The organism is Lachnoclostridium sp. An169 (assembly GCF_002160525.1).
Taxonomy (GTDB): Bacteria; Bacillota; Clostridia; order Lachnospirales; family Lachnospiraceae; genus Mediterraneibacter; species Mediterraneibacter cottocaccae.
In genome coordinates this window covers 38,974-62,563 of sequence record NZ_NFKT01000011.1, presented here as the reverse complement: position 1 = coordinate 62,563, position 23,590 = coordinate 38,974, and the positions used below count along the sequence as shown (strand labels likewise).

Sequence of the window (23,590 nt, the reverse complement as noted above, 5' to 3'; positions counted from 1 at the left end):
ATAATATGTCAGAACAGACTTAACTGTTCATACTCCTGATCCCGTTTGAGAGATGACGGTTTTTTAGCCAGAAAATATTCCACCAGGCCATCATCCAGAATCCACGGTTCAATCTCGGATTCTTCAAGGATAAGCGGCATCCGTTCATGGACAGGACTGACACTCTCATTTGCCTTTGTTGTCAGTATGACAAATCTTTTCTGACCGGCGAACTCTCCGCAGATTCCCGCCATGTACATGTTTTTTCCTTCATTCCGGGTAAATTCGCTTTTCTCTTTGAGCCGGTTCCACTCATAAAATCCTCCTGCCGGAACCACACACCTTTCCCGCCGGATCCTGTCACAGAACATCCTGCGCTCCAAAGCGCTTTCCGCCCGTGCATTGATGATCAGCCGATTCCCCTCCGGAGCGGGAAATCCCCATACAGCCCCCGACCGGACAATCTTCCCATCCATGTGCCTTTCTCCGGCTGCACCCCCTCTGCACAGAATCACTGCCTGGTCAGAAGGACAGATATCCTTCCTCTCCAACAGACCTCCTGTAAAATATCTGCCGCACATCTCACACACCTCTTTCTTCTGTTTGCTCATTCTGCTTTTCCTGCTGTTTCTTTTCTGTTATTTCCGTTACTCATGTATTTCCACTATTTTCCATTATATAATCATTTCTTTTTCCAGAGCAAGCAGATATTTCACACATATTCTCTTTTATGCATAAAGAATCATGATATTTGCATTTTTATGCATATTTTTATAAATATTTGCATCTATATGAATTTTTATAAATTTTCACTTGCATAATTATTAAATGTAGTGTATAGTATGTGTTAGCCCGCACAGGCGGTGCATGAATCGTACATTCCAAAAGTACATAACCCATATCTGAGCCGTCACTGTACTGCAGGCGGCAGATTAATAAAAATACATTTCAGGAGGCATTTACCATGAGTAAAGAAAAAGTAGTTTTAGCGTATTCCGGCGGTCTTGACACGACTGCAATCATTCCATGGCTGAAGGAGACGTTCGGTTATGACGTCATCTGCTGCTGCGTAGACTGCGGGCAGGGCGAAGAACTGGACGGCCTGGACGAGAGGGCGAAACTCTCCGGCGCTTCCAAATTATATATTGAAAATATTGTGGATGAGTTCTGCGACGATTACATCATGCCGTGCGTAAAGGCAGGAGCAGTTTATGAGAACAAATATCTTCTCGGAACATCCATGGCGCGCCCGGTTATCGCAAAGAAGCTTGTTGAAATTGCAAGAAAAGAAGGCGCGGTTGCAATCTGCCACGGTGCAACCGGAAAAGGAAACGATCAGATCCGTTTTGAGCTTTCCATCAAGGCTCTTGCCCCGGACATCAAGATCATCGCTCCATGGCGTATGACGGATGTATGGACCATGCAGTCCCGTGAGGATGAAATCGAGTACTGCAAGAAACACGGCATTGATCTTCCATTTGACACGAAGCACAGCTACAGCCGTGACCGCAACATCTGGCATATCAGCCACGAGGGACTGGAACTTGAGGATCCTTCCCAGGAGCCGAACTATGATGATCTTCTTGTATTGAGCGTAACCCCGGAGAAGGCTCCGGATGAACCGGAATATGTGACCATGACATTCGAGGCAGGTGTTCCGAAGACATTGAACGGAAAGGCCATGAAAGTTTCCGATATTATCCGCGAACTGAACCGCCTGGGCGGGAAGCACGGCATCGGAATCATCGATATCGTGGAGAACCGCGTTGTCGGCATGAAATCCCGCGGCGTGTATGAGACACCTGGCGGAACGATCCTCATGGAAGCACACCAGCAGCTTGAGGAGCTTGTACTTGACCGTGCAGTTTATGAGGTCAAGAAAGAGATGGGCAATAAACTTGCACAGGTGGTCTACGAAGGAAAATGGTTCACACCGCTGCGCGAGGCGATCCAGGCATTCGTTGATGTGACACAGCAGTATGTAACCGGAGAAGTGAAGTTCAAACTTTACAAAGGCAACATCATCCGTGCGGGAGAAACTTCCCCGTATTCGCTGTACAGCGAGTCACTGGCAAGCTTCACAACAGGCGATCTCTACGATCACCACGATGCGGACGGATTCATCAATCTGTTCGGACTGCCGCTGAAGGTCCGCGCTATGAAGATGCGTGAGCTGAAGAAAGAAGAGACGAAATAAAAAACAGAATTTTCGTTCATTAATAAAGACAGCCGGGAAAAATTCCCGGCTGCTTCTGATTTTTATACAGATTCATTCTTTTTCTTTGACTTTTTATATCTCTCAGGATTCTTTTTTGCGTCCTTCGAACGGATTATCATTACCGCAATTCCCCACAAAGTTCCGAGTCCGATTACTATATCGACAGCAATTACGGCAATCCTCCATGGAGACATCGAATAGTAAACTTCAGCTCCCGGAGCAGCCCCATTTACCTGTGCAGAATTTGCCATAGTGAACAATGTATTCTTTACAGCCTTCCGCAGTGCAGTTACGCCTGTCGCGTTATCAGTCTCCGTATATTTTCCGGGACTCATCGTATTATCAATCATATGCTGGTCTGTACCTGCTCTGACCATTCTGTTTACAGCAATATCATCATTCGGTCCATTTCCCTGATCGTAGTCTGTGATCACAAATCCCTGGAATCCCCATTCATTCCTTAAAACATTCGTAAGAAGATTATAATCATATGCTGTCCAGATTCCTCCAATTCCAGACCATCCGCTTGACATCATACAGTCACATGCCCGCATTGTCTTTGTAGATACGGTTCCCTGGTCATCAGAAATATATTTGATCGTTTTAACAGACTCCTTCACTGCCATTTCAAATGGTTTCAGATAAAGTTCACGGATTGTCTGTTCTGTCGCCCACACAGATGGAATCCACCATCTCTGTTCCTCCTGATCAACCATGGCAAAATGTTTTAAAGCACAGTACGTTCCGTTATCTCCTGCACCGGAAATCACTTTTGCAGCCATCTTTCCAGATACAATTGGATCCTCCGAATAGTATTCATAGTTTCTTCCCGAAAACGGTGACCAGTGAAGATTTACAGCCGGGGCATACCAACCGCCTCCATCAATCCAGTAATTTTCTTCCGCAACAGCTTTTCCCATCTCATATGCAAGTTCTACATTATAAGTCTGTGCCATAGTAGTCGCCGCCGGGAAAGAACAGCAGTCTACCCAACTGTTTCCTTCGTTATCGTTTAGTCCGATTCCCTGCGGTCCGTCATGCTCTGATGTTGCCATTTTACCAACAGAACTTAATTTTCCTGATGCATAACCGTTGACAAAAAGAGCAGAGTTGATTTCATCGCTTGCATAATCAATCTGATCCAGCAATTCATCCCACAGCGGATCGTAATAATCGAGTCCTCTCATATCAGACAGTGTCAGACCATTGTCCTGATCCGACTCCGGCATTTCTGATTCCGGTACATATACTTCACTGCCTTCCACATTTCCCAAAACCGGATCAGTATCAGCATCCCATATGCCATTTCCAAGATCATAGGTAGCGTATCCATAATCCAGCCACTCTTTTACCGTATCGCTTGCCTGCCGGGTTTCTTCTGTCGGAGCGCTTGGCTGGGTATCCGCCCAGTCGCTGCGGGTCAGAATTGTCACATCATGACCGACCTCTTCATCCGTCATATACTGATTGGCATGCTCGAACTGATTTGTCGCTGCAACGAACCCGGAATCCGGATTTTCCGGCGTTCCTGTCGGATTTCCTTCCGCATCCCACTGGGACTGCCCCTCTTTTTCTGACTGGCGGATATGATCTTCGTCTGATCCGTCATACCAGAATGTATCTTCTACACTAAAAGTACGGGTATCATAAATTTCATGACTGTTTGCCCGGACAGAAACCGTATATTCTCCATTTTCCAGAACGTAGCATCCTGTTGTGCCATTTTCGTTATGATGTGTATAACAGTAAGACGCCATATCTTCTTTTTCAAGCGTGAACGAAAGTGTCTGTGACTCTCCCGGCTGGAGAATATCTGTTTTCTGGTAATCAATAAGGTTTACTGTTGATTTTTCAATACTATTATCAATATCAAACTGTGTATATGGTGCTTCATAGTATAACTGAACGACTTCTTTTCCTGCATAAGTATCACCAGTATTTGTTACCTTAACAGAAATATCTATTGTATTCCCTTGATCGGTAAATTCCGTAATTTCCTGGTCGAATGTTGTGTATGAGAGCCCGTATCCAAACGGATAAACAACGCCATTATCACGGTTGTAATACGGATCTGTTACTCCTTCCGGCAGGTTATCAGATGTAAAGTATCCCAGATCAGCAGCCGTTTCATACCAGCGGTAGCCCAGATAGACATCTTCCTCGTATTCCCGGAACGGTGCCTTGAATTCTGATCCGCCTTTAAATGCCGCAAGCCAGATATCCCTTGTATATGAAGTATTTTCATATACCGTATTCCCCGTCCCATTATTAAAATTGACAAAGGTCGGCGTCATTGTATGGTCGGCTGCAAAAGTATCTACTGTTCTTCCTGATGGAGTAACCGTACCATTTAAAATTTTGCCAAGAGATTTAAATCCCATTGCACCCGGCGTACACATCTGTATAATCGCATTAATTTCATCATCATCTTCCAGTTCCGGAATCTGCATAGTATTGCATGAATTCAGTACAACTACGACACCTTTACAGTTTTCTTCCGCAAATTTGATCATATCTCTTTCTGCCGATGTAAGCGCCAACTGGTGTGGTGTCCCGTCCGTATACTCCTGGGTATATAAATCTCCGCCTTCTCCGCTTGCTCTTCCGATAAAAATAATTCCTATCGTATCTTTACATGTATCTGATATACTCTGATATACTTCCAGCGGATATTCAGAAATATTGACAGATGCGCCAAGAAATGCAGTCTGACCGCCTTCTCCGCTCGTTGCGACAGGTGTGATTTCTGTCGGTTGACTTTCTGCCATTGCTTCTGCAGCAGCATCATTAACATTATCAAATGCCTCTTTAAGGCCTCTCTGCGGAGTGTATACATAATCTGCTGATGTATTCGTACTGCCTGATCCGCTTCCGCTCATTATAGGATTTATGTAACGATACCCTAATGGTGTTATTTCCGTTTCCTTTGACAAAGGCAGAAGTCCATCATTTTTCAGAAGGACTTCGCCTTCATCTGCGATCTGCTCAGCAACGGCTGCACTGGCTTCCCGAGCTTCCTCCTGGCTTCCCGTCTTAAAATCGTAATAGTTGGTATCCCAACCGTCTGTTCCTGATGGTGTTGTTGCAGTTCTCTCTCCTTTTCCGAGAAACGTGTCCAGAGAAGAAGTGAAATAGTTAGTAACTGTTGTCAGAACAATCGCAAAAACAACAAAAACAGCTAAAATAGGGATTAATATAATCCGGAATTTAGTATTATTCATTCTCAGTTTTTTTCTCTTTTCCATACATTTTCCTCTCCTGAAAGTTCAATATCCCAAAAATCAAAACTACCTGTTCCACAAAATTTGAAAAACAACGCTTTTTTTCCGTCAGAAATACTGCAGGCTACTTCAAAATCTACAGGCGTACTGCTCTCAAGCTCTATTATAATTTCTGCATTTACCCGGCTGAAATCCCGGCTTTCCGACACTTTTATTATACCGGACGCATATCCGCTTATCACTACGCCTATTTTTTTCAGTTTTCTGATCTCGAAATACTTAAACCCTGCCACCGCTCCATCCCGCATATTGGCGATATACTGTCTTGCACTCTCATCCCCGTCTTTTTTATCCTGTGTAAAATACGGGTCATCTGCGAATACCTTTTTCGGATTCTTACAGTCATATCTTCCGGTTCCTTTTTTCGACCAGAGATTGCAGGCGATCCGCGCCTCATATCTGCCAATGCCTTTTAACGGTCCGCCGTTCAGCCCGCAGCTTGTCATCTCTGCCTGTTGGAAATGTCCGTTTTCATCCATCACAATCTCCTCCGCGCAGGCCTGCCGCGCATAGGAACTGCGGTTGGTATGCCGATGGTAGAAGATATAGTATTTTCCGTTCAGGTGGAGCAGGCTGCCATGCGTATTTCCGATGTAATTTGCAGCATGGCTCTCATCCTCGTTCCCGTCCAGGAAAAGATCTCCGTTGCTCACCAGTGTCCCCCCGAACCGGAATCCTTCTGTGGGGCTTTTGCTTACCGCATAACACAGTTCATGGTTATGCCGGGAAGAATAGACGAAATAATATTTTCCGTTATACTTCCGCATGGAGCTTGCCTCAAAGAACTCGTGGTTCTCAAAAGATCCTTTGCCCTCTTTGGGAAACAGCAGCTTCTCCGGCTTTCGGATCGTCTTCATATCCTGTTCCAGTTCCAGAACATATCCGCCCATAAATCCCAGTGAACGGAATCCTGTGACAATCGCAGGCACAGGAGTGTAAAATCCGGAATACAGATATACCCTTCCGTCATCGTCCACAAAGATTCCCGGATCAAACGGAAAGCTGTCTCCCTTTTTCCTGCCCCACAGTGTTCCGTCCGCATACTGCACATGCCCGTAAAACTCGAACGGTCCTACCGGCGAATCCGCCTTTGCCACGCCCATGATTCCCATAAAATCAAACGCATAATACAGATAAAAGCTTCCGTCCGGTCCCCGGGTAATATCCGGTGCAAACAGAAGCCGGACGCCGAGGCGGTTCTTCGGATCCTGGTTTTTTCGGAAGATCACTCCCTCATACCGCCAGTCGCTCAAGTCATCCGCAGGCGCCGACCAGCACACATAATCATTCATACAGAACATGGGAGCGCCGAACCGGTCATGGGAGCCGTACACATAGACCCGGTCGCCGAACACATAAGGCTCACCGTCCGGTATGTACTCATACTCCGGCAGATAAGGATTAAAAGCCTGTCCCTTCATTCTCTCTCCTCCTTTCCTCTTAACCTGTGTTTACAAATTATCACATCGTGAAATTTTGTAAACAATCCTGTCATAAACTGAATCTCAGACGGCAAAATCTGTCATTCTGTCTGTTCTTTCTTTCCATTTCTCCAGTTTCTGGGTAAAATCAACAATTCTATCCATACCGCGCGAATCCTGTATGACAGACTGACATAAAGACAGACACGAAAAGTCCGGGACCGTCATTTACTGTCCGGCCCCGGATCATTATTCTGAAGTGTATTGCTGTACAACTAGCATTCCCTATCTCCCCCCGGCATCAGCCGGCGTTCTGTCCATAGGAATCAGGATTCTTAAGAAGAACCACTCTCCCTCCGTGTGTACGGTCATGGAACCGCCGTACTTCTCCACCGTGGTGCGGATACTTTTCAGCCCGTATCCGTGGTACTCCTTATTTTTCTTTGTCGTCTCCGGAAGTTCCTCCCCCGACACCACCCGGTCCTCACAGTAGTTTTCAAAGCGGATCATGGTAAACTGGTTCTGGGAATAGAGAGCCACCCGGATCAGCCGCTTCTTCTTATCTTCAATCTTCTCCTCACATTCAATGGCATTGTCCAGAGCATTCCCGAATATAGTACAGATATCCATCACATTCATGCGATCCAGAAGATGCCCGTCCGCCACGCAGGTAAAATTGATATCGTGCTGCACACAGTACAGATGCTTCCCGGTCAGAATCGTGTCAAGCACCTGATTTCCGGTCTTGTTCTGTGCCTCATAGGTCCGGATTTCATTTTCCATCTCTGCCAGATACTGTTCTCGCTTTTCACTGTCTTTCTCCGCCCGGATCACTGCTATCTGATGTTTCAGGTCATGGTACTTCCGGTTGATGGTATCGATGTTTTCCCTGGAAAGATTATACTGCTCATACTGTCTGTGGAGGATGGAATTTACCGCGTCTACTTCCTTTTTCATCCCCATCTCCCGCCATCTCTCCTGCTGAAGGAAGAGGATCAGAACCCCGGAGAAATCCACCAGAGTGCGGATGTAGAACGTCTCTGCCGGCAGACTGCTGCTGAAAGGCGTGTTCGGATACACATAGCTGATATTGCTGATCAGAAATGCCGCCACCGCCATCAGCACCGAGGCCGCGGCTTCTTTCCACGACACCTCTCTTTTATCTGCATCAGAAAAATACCGCCGCACAAGAACATATGCCGTCCCGAAAAGACCTCCGTAAAAGAGAAGAAAGAGCGTCACTTCCACAGGAAGGCTGCCATATCCCAAACCGTCTGCAAAAGAATAGATCTGCCATTCCAGCGATGCTACAAACTCCGCCACCATAAAGGCCGCGGAAAAACAGAGCAGTGCCGCCCTTCCCGTAATCCGGCAGCACATCCAGATGCACAGGCACATGAGGCTCATTGCCGCAGCCATGGCAGGAATCCAGACCGCCACGGGCCAGACTCCGATATAGTACTGCAGCACGGAAAGCACAACAAGAAAAACGGCCAGTATTCCCGCCGTTTTCCATTTTCCGCTTCTCTTCTCCATGGCAAGGACAAATACAAGACATGCCATCCATTCCGCCAGGGCTGTATATATTTTAGGGATATCCGCAACATTCATCTCTATTTTCCTCCCAGATAATCCGTCAGCGCTTCCATAAACGCCTTCCTTCTCGGGCGGCTGATCTGGAGCTGTTCCCCCGCTACCTTCACCGTGTTTCCATCCACTTCTTCCACATAGCGCAGATGAACCAGATATCCGCTGTTGCACCGGACAAAGGACCGTCCGGAGAGTCTCTCCTCCATCTGCTTCATAGTCCCGCGAAATGTATAGTCCCCTTTATCCGTATGCACGATAATCTGATGCCCCTGGCTCTCGAGATAGCTGATCTGAGATAAGTTGAGACGCACAATGCCTCTCTCCTGGGACACAGTCAGATATAATTCATTTCCCGCCTTGAGTTTTCTCACAGCCTTGTCCAGTTCCTGGGAGAAAGCGAAAGCAGAGACCGGCTTGAGCACATAGTCCAGTGCGTTGACCTCGTACCCCTGAATCGCATACTGGGCCATGTTGGTGATAAAGATAAGTATCACATTTTCATCCAACCGGCGGATCTTCCGCGCCGCCTCCATGCCATCCATGTGCTCCATCTGAATATCCAGGAAGATAATGTCATAATTTCCGCTGTAGTGCTCCACAATCTCATATCCGTCCGCAAACAGGGAGATATCAAACTTTTCTCCTGTCTCCTCCCCGTATTTTCTGATATACGAGGAGAGCTGCTTCTGACATACTCTGTCATCTTCCACAATCGCCGTTCTGATCATCCCGTGACCGCTCCCATTCCTGAAAATCTCCGTTTCATCTCCGAAAACGGGCATTAAACTGAATTTATTTTAGACGATTTTGCAGATGATTTCAATCGGATTTGCTAAAATTTGCTCTTTGCAGACCTGCTCCGCGGATTTGACGACAGGAGCCGCCCTGCCGCTTCTCAGCTTTCAAAGCGCCTGGAACGCCCACAGATTGCTGATCTGATACTCGATCCGGTCATAATCCCAGAGCGTTTCGCTGTTGACTCTGCTGTTCGGATCATTCACCCGTATCTTTCCATCCTCTACACCGGTCAGGACAATGAAATGTCCGGTGGAAGTAAAATCTCCCGGGCGCATGCTGCAGATGATCGGATGCCCGCTCTCCAGCTCGGAGAAAATCAGATTCTGATCCAGTCCCAGCTCGCTCCCCTGAACACCGAAAGCTGCTGCCCCCTGGCTCATCAGCGACCAGCTTGTTCCCTCTCCGGAGACATAATAACCGTTTGATTCCGCATACTGTGCCACCTTATACGGCGTGATGCTCTCATCTCCTGTCAGCCCTGCCGCCACCATGGCAACGGCCGTGGGGCCACATCCGCTCACCGCGATTGTGCTCCCGCCATAGGAGCCGTATCCCCAGCGCTCATCCCACTGAAGCAGAAGCGGAATTCGACCATCTCCCGGCCATTCTGTTCCTTTTCCGCTGATGGTTTCTGCCGGCGCTGTATCTTTCTTTTCCGGATAATCCAGGACAAAATCTTTTGTTTCCTCATTATTCGCCAGAAGCTCCCGGATCTCCTCCGGGTACTGGTCCGGATGATCCAGTATATCATTGATTCTGGAATCAGATTCCGCCATTTCCTTTAATTTTTTCTCCACAGCGGCTCCCGTAATATGTTCGGTTCCGCCTCTTTTTGTACTGTTTCCTCCTGTGCTTATTCCGGCTGACATCCGGCTGATGGAAAACGAGGAATCCGGATTGAGAAGATTGTCAAACAGAATCCGCTTCACACAGGATGCACTGACAACAAGAACGATAAGAACTGCCGCCATCCGCATGATTTTCCTGCGGCGTCTCCTGCGCCTGACCTTCTTTTTCTGCTTTTTTAACTCTTTTATTCTTCGTTTATCTGTGCTGCGCCTTCTGTCTGAACTGCCCCTGCGTCTGTCAGTCACTTCTACCCATCGATCTGTCCTGTCATACTGATTTTCCCCGGACATGAATAATCGCCTCCTTTTACTTACGGAAGCGATTATATGCCTGAAAACAATGGTTTTCATGAAACAAAATCTTAAATTTTCCTGAGACTTCATTAAGATATCATTTATTTTTCTTCCCGGTCGTTTGTGAGCCTCAGCTTGTCAAAAATGAAAAATGCCAGTCCCATAAGCATGCCGACCACGCAGGCGAGAACCATTCCGGTAAGCTCAACGCTTCCCAGCGTTACCGTAACTCCTGAAAGGCCCGTCACAAAGATCACGGAGGTCATTGCCATATTTCTCGATCTTCCGTAATCCACCTGGGCGTCCACCAGAATGCGGATGCCGGACGTTCCGATCATGCCGTACAGAAGAAAAGATATTCCTCCGATGACCGGATCCGGAATCGTATCGATGAGAGTGGTCATCTTCCCGATAAACGAACAGATAATAGACAGTACTGCCGCTCCGCCGATAACATAGACGCTGTACACCTTTGTCATCGCCATAACACCGATATTCTCTCCGTATGTCGTAGTCGGGACAGAACCGATCAGTCCCGAGAGCATGGAAGAAAAGTTGTCCGCAAACAGGGAGCGATGAAGCCCCGGATCCTTGAGAAGATCCCTGCCCACGATTTTGCTCGTCACAATCTGGTGTCCGATATGCTCGGATGTGATGACAAGAAGTACCGGAATCAGGATAACAATCGCTTCCCATTTGAATCTGGGCGTGGAGAAATTCGGCAGAGAAAACAACGGTGCCGCCGCCACATCGGCAAAATCCACGATTCCGCACAGAAGCGCCGCAACATATCCTACGATAATCGAGATCAGAATCGGGATTACGGATAAAAATCCGCGGAACAGTACCGAACCCAGCACTGCCGTCAGCAGTGTTGCGACAAACACAATCACATTTTTCGGATCGATCGTCTCGTCCAGCAGTCCCGCATTGCTTGCCGCTGTTCCCGCCAGTTCCAGACCGATCAGGGCGACAACCGGTCCCATGGCAGCCGGAGGGAGTACCACGTCAATCCAGTCCGTCCCGAATTTATAGATCAGCAGTGCCAGAATACATCCCAGGAAACCTACCACCACAAAACCGCCCAGAGCGTAACTGTATCCCCACCGCTCAATCACAATTCCCGCAGGGGCAAGGAATGCAAAACTGGAGCCCAGATAAGCCGGGGCTTTCCCTTTTGTAATCAAAATAAAGAGAAGGGTTCCCACGCCGTTCATAAACAGTACAACCGCAGGGTTGATGCCGAATACAAAGGGCACAAGCACCGATGCGCCGAACATGGCAAACATATGCTGGATGCTGAGCGGCACAAGCAGTTTAAAAGGAACCTTCTCGTCAACCTGGATAATTCTTTTGTTTTCCATCGTTTGTCCTCCTCTTTTCCCATTCGCTTCCGACGGCGCATCTTTTGTCCCGGACACGCCGCCTTTTTTATTTTACCACACGAAATGGGGAAAGGAAATGATTTCTTACTTCCACACATCCCGGATAATCCTGCTGACATTTCCGTAAGCCGTTTTCTCGATCTGCCGGGCGGTAAATCCCGCTTGCTCCATGGCCTCCCAGATCTTCTCCATATCCTGCACTCCGGCAATTCCCCGGGGAAGGGACGTCCGGTCAAATCCGTCAAAATCCGTTCCTAGCGCCACCGCGTCCTCTCCCGCTTTGTCCATGATATGCCGCATATGGCGGAGGATATCATCGATTCCGGGGATTGTGCCTGTCATATTTCCCCGGCGGGTTTTCTGTTCATCCGGCGCCCTCAGGAATGCTCCGTAGAAATTCACTCCCACAACTCCCCCCTTTTCACCAAGTGCTGCCAGCATCTCGTCGGACAGATTCCGCGGATGAGGGCAGAGCGCCCGGGCATTGGAGTGGGAAGCTATGACCGGGGCCCTGCTCATGCGGATACAGTCCCAGAATCCTCCGTCAGACAGATGGGAGACATCAATGAGCATCCCCAGACCGTTCATCCGTTCCACCGTCTCGAATCCGAAAGGCGTCAGCCCCCGGGACATGATGGCAGGATCCCGGCTGTTTGGGCTTCCCAGACAGTTTTCATAATTCCATGTCAGGGTGATCAGACGCACGCCTCTTTGGTACAACTCTTCCAGACGGGCCGGTCTGCCTCCCAGCACGCCGCCCTCTTCCACCGTAAGGATTCCTTTCACAGCATTTCTCTCATGCTGCGCTTCATCCTTCGCTTCCTTTTCTTCCTTTTCTTTCTTTTCTTCCTTCCCTTCAAACTCTGTCCTTCGGACCGCCAGACGGAACCGGTCATTCTGCGCTGCCCGCGCAAGATCCGTCATCTGCAGAACCGCTTCGTAAGCCCGGTCCCACAGGGATAGATCCTGCCGGGTATGATCCTGCCGGGCCGGACTTCCGGCATCGGATCCGTTTTCCCCCGCATACTCTGCCGCATTGACAAAGCAGGCAAAGAACTGTGCGCGGCACTCTGCCTGTTCCAGTCTGCTGATATCGACACAGAGACTGTTCTTTTCCAGCGTCTGCATCGTTCCGCGGCATCCCGCTGTCCGGCTTCCGGAATCCTGTGCCGGATCCGTCCCCTGTATGTTTTTCTGAAGGTTCTGTCTATGCAGTTCGCTTAACGTGTCACAGTGCATGTCAATCCATTGCATCCGCCTGCCTCCTGTTCTCACACATGTGGAATATTGGTAAACTCTCTGATATCCTGCCCGGTAAACGAAAACTTTGCAAAAGCGGATGCCGGATCACAGGCAGCACTGCACGCCGTTCCGGGCATTTACACTTTGCTTAATGTATAAGTTTCCACATTTTTACATACTCTATCATACGTAAACAAATTTTGATTCAGAATAAAAATCGGGAGGATTTCCATGGAACCCAGAATCGGTATTATTGTATGCGGTTTTTCTGAAAACCGTCAGTTCGTCACCAATCCCTATATTCAGTCCGTGCGGTATGCCAGAGGACTCCCCCTTGTCCTTCCCATTGTCCGGAGCGATCACATACTGGAAGAATATGTCCGCCTCTGCGACGGCTTTCTATTCTGCGGCGGAGAAGATATCACCCCGCTTCTTTTCGGTGAAGAGCCAAAGAACGGCAACGGCAGCACCGACATCACTGTCGATCTCTTTCAGATCCGTCTCATGAAGCAGATCCTGGCATCCCGCAAGCCCGTGCTGGCAATCTGCCGGGGGATGCAGGTACTCTCCGTGGCCTGCGGCGGGAGCATCTGGCAGGACATTTCCCTGATTCCCGCCAGAACGCTGGATCACATGCAGAAGACCAAAAACCGCAGCGATGTAAGCCACCGCATCTACACGGAACGGGGAAGCCTTCTGCGGAAATCCGTGGGGTCTCTCCTGTATGTAAACAGTTTCCATCACCAGGCGGTCAACTCCCCGGGGAAAAATGTGACCGTTTCCGCCCACGCCCAGGACGGAACCATCGAAGGGATTGAGGTAAAGTCCCATCCGTTTGCAGTAGGCGTCCAGTGGCACCCGGAATGTATGTACCGCACTTCACCGGAAATGCGCGGCCTGTTTCACGAATTTATTTCCCATGCACTCATAAACAGAGCGCAATAGGGACATACTAAACTCTGAACAATGTTTCAAAAAATTCGTTACAAGGAGGAGTACAAGCCATGTCAGAATTATCAGTTCTTGACCTTCAAAACCTGCGGCATCTGATCGGAGGCTACTCGACCACGCACTGCAAAATGACCGATTACGCTTCCCAGGCCAAAGACCCGGAGATTAAAAAGCTGTTCCAGGACGCAGCAGATTCTGCGATGAAAAACAAGCAGGAACTCATGAAATTTCTGTAGAAAACTGAACAATTCATAAAATGAGGTGAGCATATGGACGAAAAAACAATGGTAGCCGACGCACTTGTCGGCATAAACGGAGAACTCAAAATGTTTGGGGACATGATCCCGCAGACAGAGAATAAAGAACTCAGACAGTGCCTGAAGCAGATCCGCAACCAGTGCGAGATGTCTCAGGAAAAGATGTACGATGCGGCAAGAGAGCGCAGCTATTATGTCCCGGCAGCGAAAGCGACACAGGAAGAGATCAGTCACGTAAAGTCGATTATCGGTTGATCTCTTTTAAGATAGGGACACAGTAAAACTTAATTGGGGACGTAGTAAAATTGAATTTTACTACGTCCCCAATTAAAATCAAACCTTCTCCAAAAGCCGGTCTATCAAGGTATATCCGTGTTCTACAAAAATCCCGTTTTTTCTTCCTGACGTTTCGCAGTAATTTTCACATTCCTCCACTGTCTTCGTGCTGTCGTACAGCAGATACGGAACCGGGTCGGATGTATGGGTCCGCACCCGAACCGGCGTGGGATGATCCGGAAGGACAAGCATCCGGAAGTCCACATCCATTCCGGTCAGTGCGTCTGCCACCGGTCCGATGATCTTCTCATCGATGGACTCAATTGCCTGCATTTTATTTTTCACGCTGCCCTGATGCCCCATCTCATCCGGAGCTTCGATGTGTACATAGACGAAATCAAATCCGTCCTCCGTGAGAGCTTTCACAGCAGCCTCGCCTTTTCCGGCATAGTTGGTATTCAATCCTCCATTGGCGCCTTCCACTGTAATATTGTGCATCCCGGCTCCCACGGCAATTCCTTTCAGCAGATCTACCGCGGAGATCATGGCGCCCTTCACGCCGTTCTTCTCCTCGAAGGAGGTCAGTGCCGGACGTGTCCCGGCGCCCCAGAACCAGGCGGAATTTGCCGGATTCTTTCCCTCAGCCCTGCGCTTTACATTGATGGGATGATCTTTCAGGATATCATAACTTCTGATCATCATGTCCCGGAGCACTTCATCCTGGGGCAGGTACTCTCCGATCCGTTTTGTCAGGATGTCATGGGGCGCAGTCAGCTCCACGACTTTCCCGTTTTTCTGGATCAACAGATGGCGGTAGCTTGTGCCCACGTAGAAGGTGTACCCTTCCCTGGCAAGCCCTTCCTTCAGCGCTTCGACCAGAACCGCGGCGTCCTCCGTGCTGATCTCCCCGGAACTGTGGTCCAGGATCTTCCTGTCCTCATAGCGCTCCTCTTCTTCTGAGAGCGTCACCAGGTTGCAGCGGAAGGAAACATCACGCTCTCCCATCTCTGCACCGATGCTGAGTGCCTCAAGGGGCGATCTTCCGGAGTAGTATTTCTCCGGATCATACCCGATCACAGACAGGTTCGCGGTATCGCTGCCTGGAGCCATTCCCTCCGGCACCGTACGCACCATCCCGATCTCGGACACTTTCGCCAGTCTGTCCATATTCGGCGTCACCGCCGCCTCCAGAGGCGTCCTGCCGCCCAGTTCTTCCAGCGGTTCATCCGCCATTCCATCACACAAAATTACAATATATTTCATCTTATCTGCCTTCCCGGACTTCTATTCTTCCACACGGATCATATGGAGGATATTCCCCAGACGCTCCGCCTTCTCTTCATAGCTGCCTTCACTCATCTTCTCTGTCACAAAGCCGAACTCGTCCTCCAGGCCCGGAGCCCTGACAATCTGCACCGGTCCGAAAATCTGATCCAGCTTCTCCTTCTCTGCATCCGGATCTCCCTTCACGCGGACAAAGAACTTTCTCAGGGAATCCTCCCGTGGGAGAAGATCCAGTTTATCCTCCGACCACACAGTCATGGTGCTTCTCGCGGAATTCTTCGCCGCATCTACAATATCTGCCACAACCGCACTTGCCGTCGGGAGTTTTCCTGCTCCGCTTCCGTAAAACATGGCATCCCCAAGCATATTTCCGCGGACGAACACCGCATTGAACACGTCGTTGACACTGTACAGCGGATGTGCCGCGCCCAACAGAGCCGGCGCAACGATCGCTTCAATCCGGTCTCCCTCTCTCTGTGCGGAAGCCAGAAGCTTGATGGTCATTCCCATCGCTTTTGCGTACTTCATGTCCTCTGTCGTGATCTTCGTGATTCCTTCCGTATAAATATCCTCGAAATCCACCCGTTTTCCGGAAATCATGGAAGAGAGGATCGCAATCTTGCGGCATGCGTCATATCCTTCCACATCCGCCTCCGGATTGCGCTCTGCATAACCGTTGTCCTGGGCTTCCCGAAGCACGTCATCATACCCCGCGCCTTCATAGAACATTTTGCTGAGCATGTAGTTGGTCGTTCCATTGAGAATTCCCGTGATCTCTTCGATCACATCTGCAGTCAGGCAGGAATTAAGCGCACGGATAATCGGAATTCCTCCGCCCACGCTTGCCTCATACAGAAAATTAATTCCCTTTTTCTCAGCGATTGAGAGCAGCTCCGCACCGTGTTTTGCCACCAGAGCCTTGTTGGACGTCACGACACTTTTTCCTGCATTCAGACATTCTTTCACAAAGGTATATGCGGGTTCGATTCCTCCCATGACCTCCGCCACAATCTGAATCTCCGGATCGTTCAGGATCACTTCAAAATCATGGATAATCTTCTCCTGAACCGGATCTCCCGGGAAATCCCGGATGTCGAGAACATACTTTACATTGATTTCATCTCCGGCGCGCCGGCTGATCACTTCTTTGTTGGTAGTAAGGACTTCAACGACGCCGGATCCCACCGTGCCGTATCCCATTACTGCTGCGTTAATCATTCTTTTCTTCCTTTCTGTACTTCTGCGTCCATGCTCAGGTAGGCATTGATAAACAGGTCAATATTTCCGTCCATCACGCTGCCCACATTGCTCGTCTCCGCGTTTGTCCTGTGGTCTTTCACCATCGTGTATGGCTGCATGACATAGGACCGGATCTGGTTTCCGAAATTGATATCCTTCACCTCTCCTCTGATGTCGGACATTTTCTCCGCCTGTTCCTGCTGTTTCATCAGATACAGCTTGGATTTGAGCATCTGCATGGCCTTGTCTTTATTCATGTGCTGGGAACGTTCGTTCTGACACTGTACGACAATGCCCGTGGGCAGATGGGTGATTCTGACCGCCGAGGAAGTCTTGTTGATATGCTGTCCGCCCGCTCCGCTGGAACGGTAGGTATCAATCTTTAAGTCATCCTCATTGATCTCGATGTCAATATCTTCCTCAATATCCGGAATCACGTCACAGGATGCAAAGGAGGTCTGGCGCTTTCCCGCCGCGTTGAACGGGGAAATCCGCACGAGCCGGTGAACCCCCTTCTCGGAGCGAAGATACCCGTATGCGTTCTCTCCCTTCACCTCGAATGTCACGCCCTTGATTCCTGCCACATCGCCCTCAAGATAGTCGAGAACTTCCAGGGAATACCCTTTCTTCTCCGCCCATCTCGTATACATCCGGTACAGCATGCTCGCCCAGTCGCAGGACTCGGTGCCGCCGGCGCCCGCATGGAGCGTGACGATGGCATTGTCCCGGTCGTAAGGTCCGATCAGCAGCGTCCCGATCCGCAGCGTCTCAAATGCTTCTTCAAAGCTCTCCAGCTCTTCCTGGATTCCCTGAATGGTATCCTCATCCGCATCTTCCTCGCTCATCTCGATCAGAAGCATCATGTCATCATATGCAGAGTACAGTTTTTCAATTTCTTCCACAGCGTCCTGAAGGCCTTTTAATTCCTTCATGACCTGCTGGGATTCTTCGGGGTTATCCCAGAATCCCGGTTCCTCCAGCCTCTTCTGGAGTTCTTCGATCCTCAGCTTCTTTGAAGCCAGGTCAAAGTGAATCCCTCAAATCTTTCAGCGGTTCTTCATAGGCGCCCAGTCTGGACTTTAATTCATCTAATAAAACCACCTTAATCACCTCTTTCAAAAATAATATTTCAGGCTTTCGCCATCTTTCGGCCGCAGCACTGTTTATACTTCTTGCCGCTTCCGCAGGGACATGGATCATTCGGATAAATCTTCTTCTCCTGCCGCTTCTTCGGCGCCCGCACAGCGCTGTCATCCTTGTTGGTTCCCGTAACTTTGGCAACCTCTTCCCTCTCCACCTTCTGCTCCACGCGGATGTGGAAGAGGGTACGGATAGTCATCTCCGCAATGGCATTTGTCATCGCGCCGAACATATCATATCCTGTCATCTTGTATTCTACAAGGGGATCTCTCTGTCCGTAAGCTCTCAGACCGATTCCCTGACGCAGCTGATCCATATCATCGATGTGGTCCATCCATCTTGCGTCAATGACTTTCAGCAGCACGACGCGCTCCACCTCACGGATCTGCTCTGCCTCCGGAAACTCCGCCTCTTTTGCCTCGTAAGCTTTTACGGCGCGCTCTTTGAGCATATGCTTGAGTTCTTTCTGGCGCATATCCTTGCACTCTTCCGTTGTGGGAAGTTCAAGCTGCGGGATCACATTGTGAAGGTTCACATCCAGTCCCTTGATGTCCCAGTCCTCCGGATCCGCCTCCGGGGAAGCGAAACGGTCTGTGATATTCTCCACATATTCCGTGATCATGTTATAGATCGTATCCCTCATGCTCTCTCCGTCAAGCACACGGCGCCGCTCTCCGTAAATGATCTCCCTCTGCTCGTTCATAACCTGGTCATACTCAAGCAGGTTCTTACGGATACCAAAGTTGTTGTTCTCGATCTTCTTCTGTGCTTTCTCGATTGCGCTGGAAAGCATCTTGTGCTCGATCTGCTCGCCGTCCTCCACTCCGAGTGCATTGAACACACTCATCAGCTTCTCGGATCCGAAGAGACGCAGCAGGTCATCTTCCAGAGAGATATAGAAACGGGACTCACCCGGATCTCCCTGACGTCCGCTTCGTCCGCGGAGCTGATTGTCGATACGGCGGGATTCATGCCGCTCTGTACCGATGATCTTCAGACCTCCGGCAGCCCTTGCATCGTCATCTAGCTTGATATCCGTACCACGGCCTGCCATGTTGGTGGCGATGGTAACCGCTCCGTGGACACCGGCGTCCGCCACGATCTCCGCCTCAAGCTCATGATACTTGGCGTTCAGGACATTGTGCTTGATTCCCTCTTTTTTCAGCATCCTGCTCAGCAGCTCGGATACTTCGATGGTGATGGTACCTACAAGCACCGGCTGCCCCTTTGCATGGGCTTCCTTCACCGCACGGACAACAGCCTCGTATTTCTCCCGTTTCGTCTTGTATACCGCATCGTCCAGGTCCACTCTCTGCACCGGTTTGTTGGTGGGGATTTCCACAACATCCATGCCATAGATGTCACGGAACTCCTTCTCCTCGGTAAGCGCCGTACCTGTCATACCGCTCTTCTTGTCGAATTTATTGAACAGGTTCTGGAACGTGATGGTGGCAAGCGTCTTGCTCTCCCGTTTTACCTTCACATGCTCCTTCGCCTCGATCGCCTGGTGCAGTCCGTCCGAATAACGGCGTCCCGGCATGATACGTCCGGTAAACTCATCGACGATCATGACTTCGCCTTCCGGTGTAACCACATAGTCCTGGTCGCGGAACATCAGATTGTGCGCCCGCAGGGCAAGGATGATGTTGTGCTGGATCTCCAGGTTTTCCGGATCGGCAAGATTCTCAATATGGAAGAACTGTTCTACCTTCTTCACGCCGTCTTCCGTCAGATTGACTGTCTTCTCTTTCTCATTAACAATAAAATCTCCGGTCTCCTCGATCTCTTCCCCCATGATGGCGTCGATCTTGGAGAACTCTCCGCTGGCCTCGCCCCGCTCCAGCTGGCGCGCCAGGATATCGCAGGCCTCATACAGTTTTGTAGACTTTCCGCTCTGTCCGGAAATGATAAGGGGAGTTCTCGCCTCATCGATCAGAACGGAATCGACCTCGTCGATGATCGCGAAATGAAGTCCTCTCTGTACGAGCTGCTCCTTGTAGATAACCATATTATCACGCAGATAGTCGAAACCGAGCTCATTGTTTGTCACATAAGTAATATCACAGTTATACGCCGCACGGCGCTCTTTGTTGTCCATACTGTTGAGCACAACGCCCACGGTCAGCCCCAGGAACTCATGCACCTTTCCCATCCACTCGGCGTCACGCTTTGCCAGGTAGTCGTTGACCGTGACGATATGGACACCCTTTCCTTCCAGGGCGTTGAGATAAGCAGGCAGCGTGGAGACAAGAGTCTTTCCTTCTCCGGTCTTCATCTCCGCGATACGCCCCTGATGCAGGATAATACCTCCGATCAGCTGAACTCTGTAATGGCGCATTCCAAGGCTTCTGTAAGCAGCTTCTCTCACAACTGCATATGCCTCCGGCAGGATATCGTCCAGAGTCTCCCCTTCTTTCAGGCGGTCCTTGAACTCCCGCGTCTTCCCTCTAAGCTCTTCGTCAGACAGCGCTTCCATCTCCGGCCCCAGCGCCTCGATCCGGTCCACAATCGGGTAGATCCGCTTCAGCTCGTTCTCACTGTGGGTTCCGAAAATTTTCTCTATAATACCCATAGTCCGCAATTAACTCCTTAATAAAAATTTAGCAGCTTCTCTGCTTCCAGATGCCACTCCGTTTTCCATTCTATCACTAACTTCCCTCTAATTCAACTAGTTCATAACTTGTTAACATTCATTTTCTTCATTATTCCTGTGTGTTTTCCGCATTTTTGCCTGGACAAACCCGCTTTCTTTCTATAGAATATATAAGCCGGACATCAAAAACAGAAAGACTATAAAGAATGAAAAGAGGGAAAAAATGTTTTCACAAATCATCAACACATTAAGCGATCTTTTGTACACTTATATCCTGATCATCCTTTTACTTGCAACCGGGATCTATTTTACAGTGAAGACCCGTTTTGTCCAGTTCCGCATGCTGATCGAATCGATCCGCGTGGTTATGGAGCCGAAAGATGATGAAAAAGGTCTTTCGTCCTTTCAGGCGCTGATGGTCTCCACGGCTTCCCGGGTGGGAACGGGAAATATCGCCGGAATCTCCACAGCAATCTGCCTGGGCGGTGCAGGCGCCGTATTCTGGATGTGGATTACCGCGCTTCTTGGAAGTGCCTCTGCCTTCATCGAGAGCACACTGGCGCAGATTTACAAGCGCCGCGCAGAAGACGGGAGCTGTTACGGCGGTCCCGCCTACTACATTCAGGCGGTTCTCAAGAAACGCTGGATGGGCGTGATCTTTGCCGTTTTCCTGATTCTTACCTACATGGTGGGATTCAATCTGGTCGCATCTTTCAATATCACGGACTGTTTCCGGGCTTACGGCTTTTTCGATGAGTCCAGCACACCGCTTGTCATCGGAGGAATTCTTGCGGTTGTCTTCTGTGTCTGCATCTGCGGAGGGAGCAGGCAGATCTCCAGGATCACAGGCGTTCTCGTGCCTGCCATGGGGATTTTTTACCTGGCTTTATCCCTGTTCATCGTAGTCACACATTACAGCCTGATCCCCGGAATGTTTGCCGACATATTTACAAATGCATTTGACCTGAAGGCAGTCTTCGGAGGTTTCACCGGTTCCTGTGTCATGCAGGGAATCAAGAGAGGACTCTTCTCCAACGAGGCCGGCGTCGGTTCCGCCCCGAATGCAGCTGCAAGCGCATCCGTCTCTCATCCGGTAAAACAGGGACTTGTGCAGATGCTTTCCGTATTCATCGACACCATACTGATCTGCTCTGCCACCGCGTTTATGCTGCTCTGCTCCGGAGTATCTCCCAGCGCGGAACTCAAAGGGATGCCCTGGGTACAGGCTGCCGCATCCCATTCACTGGGCAGTTTCGGCACAGTTTTTATCACGGTTGCCCTGTTTCTTTTTGCCTTTACCACTCTGATCGGCAATTTCTTCTATGCAGAGATGGGGCTCGGCTACCTCTGCGACCGCAAACCCGGCAGGAAACTGCTCATCGTATTCCGAATCGTGGCCACAGTTATCGTCTTTAGCGGATCTCTCATGGAGTTCAGCGTTGCCTGGAGTACAGCAGATGTGATTATGGGATTCCTTGCACTGATCAACCTGCCGGTTATTATTCTTCTCGGCGGTCCTGCAGTCCGCTGCCTGAAAGATTATGTCAGACAGAAGAAAGAAGGAAAAAATCCGGTCTTCAAAGCCGCAGACATCGGACTGAAAGACCGGACAGATTTCTGGAACTGATTTTTTACTGCAGGCAGCGAACTTTCTCGTAGGGAATGCTGCCTCCGAACAGGTCAAGAGCGCTTCCGATTGTAAAATCAAGCCTGCCTCTGCCGGCTTTCCGGAAGCGCTCCAGGTCTTCCATGGAGCCGATTCCGCCTGCATAGGTGATCGGAATTCCTTCCCATTCTCCCAGCATCTCCACCAGTTCGGTCTCCATCCCGGAGCCTTTCCCTTCCACATCTACTCCATGAACAAGGAACTCCGCACAGGAATCCGACAGTTCCCCCAGAAATGCCGGAGAGAGTTTCACCTCCGTAAACTTCTGCCACCGGTCTGTCACGATATAATAACCGTCGCCCTTCCTCCTGCAGCTCAGATCGAGAACAATATGCTCTTTTCCCACAGCGCTCACCAGTTTTTCCAGGTTTTCTCTGCAGAACATCCCGTCACGGAACACATAAGATGTTACGATCACATGGCTCGCCCCTGCGCGCAGATACTCCTCTGCATTCTCTGCAGTGATGCCGCCCCCTGCCTGCAGGCCGCCCGGGTAACTCTTAAGCGCCTCAAACGCCTGGCGCTTCGTCTCTTCATAGTATTCGGAACCGGCATGGTTCAGAAGAATCACGTGTCCCCCTTTCAGTCCGTCCCTTCTGTATAAATCCGCATAGAATGCCGCACCGAGTTCGGACGAAAAGTTTGTCGCCGCCCGGTCACCTTCATCCCGCAGACTTCCTCCCACGATCTGTTTAACTTTCCCGTTATGTATGTCAATACATGGCCGAAATCTCATCTCTTGTTTTCTCCCTTTCACAAAATCTGCCGCAGAACCGGCGGTATCCGGATCTGCGGCGGTCAGTCACGCACCTATCTGTTATTCTCCATATCTTTCTGCGCTCCGTTGTCCTCTGTCAGGTCGTCGGCCGCTTTATCCACGCCGTCCGTAATGTCGTCCGTCACATTGTCCACACCGTCTGTCACATCATCCACCGCGTCATCCAGGATGCCGCCGCCCTCTGTTGCGTCGTTCATATTCGGATCGTTTGCAGTGCCCTCCTGTGTCGTCTGGTCAGCTGCGTTGTCTGCATTGTTCCTGCTGCTGCATGCAGTTGTTCCGAAAAGGACAAATGCGCATGTCAGAAGCAGGAGAAATTTTTTCATTCTTTTCATAAGATTATCTCCCTT

At 49.8% G+C, this 23,590-nt stretch carries 19 protein-coding genes; 5 read left to right on the top strand and 14 right to left on the bottom strand.

Annotation, left to right across the window (positions count from 1 at the left end):
- Positions 1-8: 8 nt before the first annotated feature.
- Positions 9-590, bottom strand: a complete 582-nt coding sequence (locus tag B5F07_RS09505; RefSeq protein WP_087161045.1) for an SOS response-associated peptidase — start codon at positions 588-590, stop codon at positions 9-11.
- A gap of 353 nt (positions 591-943) precedes the next feature.
- Between B5F07_RS09505 and B5F07_RS09500 the strand changes: the two genes are divergently transcribed.
- Positions 944-2,176 carry an argininosuccinate synthase gene (locus tag B5F07_RS09500; protein WP_087161044.1) on the top strand — a complete coding sequence of 411 codons (1,233 nt, stop codon included), beginning with the start codon at positions 944-946 and terminating at the stop codon, positions 2,174-2,176.
- A 62-nt stretch (positions 2,177-2,238) separates the two neighbouring features.
- On the opposite strand, the gene B5F07_RS09495 is transcribed toward B5F07_RS09500, so the two are convergent.
- From B5F07_RS09495 to B5F07_RS09465, 7 genes are all read right to left on the bottom strand, one after another.
- Positions 2,239-5,442, bottom strand: coding sequence for a beta-glucosidase (locus B5F07_RS09495; protein ID WP_087161043.1), 3,204 nt, complete (start codon positions 5,440-5,442; stop codon positions 2,239-2,241).
- Positions 5,421-6,899, bottom strand: a complete 1,479-nt coding sequence (locus B5F07_RS09490; RefSeq protein WP_087161042.1) for a family 43 glycosylhydrolase — start codon at positions 6,897-6,899, stop codon at positions 5,421-5,423. Before B5F07_RS09490 ends, B5F07_RS09495 begins: the two co-directional genes overlap by 22 nt.
- Before the next feature lie 285 nt (positions 6,900-7,184).
- A complete protein-coding gene (locus B5F07_RS09485; protein ID WP_087161041.1) occupies positions 7,185-8,510 on the bottom strand; it encodes a sensor histidine kinase in 1,326 nt (441 codons plus the stop codon).
- Positions 8,511-8,512: 2 nt separating this feature from the next.
- Positions 8,513-9,217, bottom strand: a complete 705-nt coding sequence (locus B5F07_RS09480) for a LytR/AlgR family response regulator transcription factor (RefSeq protein ID WP_087161040.1) — start codon at positions 9,215-9,217, stop codon at positions 8,513-8,515.
- A 174-nt stretch (positions 9,218-9,391) separates the two neighbouring features.
- On the bottom strand, positions 9,392-10,426 hold the full coding sequence (locus tag B5F07_RS23050; RefSeq protein WP_242972485.1) for a C39 family peptidase: 1,035 nt from the start codon (positions 10,424-10,426) through the stop codon (positions 9,392-9,394).
- Positions 10,427-10,530: 104 nt separating this feature from the next.
- Positions 10,531-11,793, bottom strand: coding sequence for a uracil permease (uraA, locus tag B5F07_RS09470; protein WP_087161039.1), 1,263 nt, complete (start codon positions 11,791-11,793; stop codon positions 10,531-10,533).
- A 105-nt stretch (positions 11,794-11,898) separates the two neighbouring features.
- Positions 11,899-13,068 carry a dipeptidase gene (locus B5F07_RS09465; RefSeq protein ID WP_087161038.1) on the bottom strand — a complete coding sequence of 390 codons (1,170 nt, stop codon included), beginning with the start codon at positions 13,066-13,068 and terminating at the stop codon, positions 11,899-11,901.
- 219 nt (positions 13,069-13,287) lie between these two features.
- On the opposite strand from B5F07_RS09465, the gene B5F07_RS09460 reads away from it, so the two are divergent.
- The 3 genes from B5F07_RS09460 to B5F07_RS09450 are packed head-to-tail and all read left to right on the top strand — an operon-like array spanning position 13,288 to position 14,519.
- Positions 13,288-14,001, top strand: coding sequence for a gamma-glutamyl-gamma-aminobutyrate hydrolase family protein (locus tag B5F07_RS09460; RefSeq protein ID WP_087161037.1), 714 nt, complete (start codon positions 13,288-13,290; stop codon positions 13,999-14,001).
- 59 nt (positions 14,002-14,060) lie between these two features.
- Positions 14,061-14,243, top strand: a complete 183-nt coding sequence (locus B5F07_RS09455; RefSeq protein WP_087161036.1) for a hypothetical protein — start codon at positions 14,061-14,063, stop codon at positions 14,241-14,243.
- 33 nt (positions 14,244-14,276) lie between these two features.
- Complete coding sequence (locus B5F07_RS09450; protein WP_087161035.1) at positions 14,277-14,519, top strand: spore coat protein; 243 nt, start codon at positions 14,277-14,279, stop codon at positions 14,517-14,519.
- Between the two features lie 78 nt (positions 14,520-14,597).
- Here the strand turns inward: B5F07_RS09450 and B5F07_RS09445 are convergent, their stop codons facing one another.
- The 4 genes from B5F07_RS09445 to secA all read right to left on the bottom strand — a co-directional run bounded on the left by B5F07_RS09445 (position 14,598) and on the right by secA (position 20,775).
- Positions 14,598-15,803 (bottom strand): cofactor-independent phosphoglycerate mutase, encoded by a 1,206-nt coding sequence (locus B5F07_RS09445; RefSeq protein ID WP_087161034.1) that lies wholly within the window; start codon positions 15,801-15,803, stop codon positions 14,598-14,600.
- Between the two features lie 21 nt (positions 15,804-15,824).
- Positions 15,825-17,042 (bottom strand): homoserine dehydrogenase, encoded by a 1,218-nt coding sequence (locus B5F07_RS09440; RefSeq protein ID WP_087161033.1) that lies wholly within the window; start codon positions 17,040-17,042, stop codon positions 15,825-15,827.
- Positions 17,039-18,164 (bottom strand): peptide chain release factor 2 gene (prfB, locus tag B5F07_RS09435; protein ID WP_191403553.1). Its coding sequence is split into 2 segments (ribosomal slippage): positions 17,039-18,100 and positions 18,102-18,164, totalling 1,125 coding nucleotides; the frame shifts between segments, so codons are not numbered across the junction. The genes B5F07_RS09440 and prfB overlap by 4 nt, the downstream gene beginning before the upstream one ends.
- A 28-nt stretch (positions 18,165-18,192) precedes the next feature.
- Positions 18,193-20,775, bottom strand: a complete 2,583-nt coding sequence (gene secA, locus B5F07_RS09430) for a preprotein translocase subunit SecA (RefSeq protein WP_087161031.1) — start codon at positions 20,773-20,775, stop codon at positions 18,193-18,195.
- A 244-nt stretch (positions 20,776-21,019) separates the two neighbouring features.
- On the opposite strand from secA, the gene B5F07_RS09425 reads away from it, so the two are divergent.
- Positions 21,020-22,423 (top strand): alanine/glycine:cation symporter family protein, encoded by a 1,404-nt coding sequence (locus tag B5F07_RS09425; RefSeq protein ID WP_087161030.1) that lies wholly within the window; start codon positions 21,020-21,022, stop codon positions 22,421-22,423.
- A 4-nt stretch (positions 22,424-22,427) separates the two neighbouring features.
- Here the strand turns inward: B5F07_RS09425 and hisA are convergent, their stop codons facing one another.
- On the bottom strand, positions 22,428-23,198 hold the full coding sequence (hisA, locus tag B5F07_RS09420; protein WP_087161029.1) for a phosphoribosylformimino-5-aminoimidazole carboxamide ribotide isomerase: 771 nt from the start codon (positions 23,196-23,198) through the stop codon (positions 22,428-22,430).
- Positions 23,199-23,272: 74 nt separating this feature from the next.
- The gene (locus tag B5F07_RS09415) at positions 23,273-23,575 is read right to left on the bottom strand and encodes a hypothetical protein (RefSeq protein WP_191403552.1); all 303 of its coding nucleotides are present in this window, start codon (positions 23,573-23,575) and stop codon (positions 23,273-23,275) included.
- Positions 23,576-23,590: the final 15 nt, after the last annotated feature.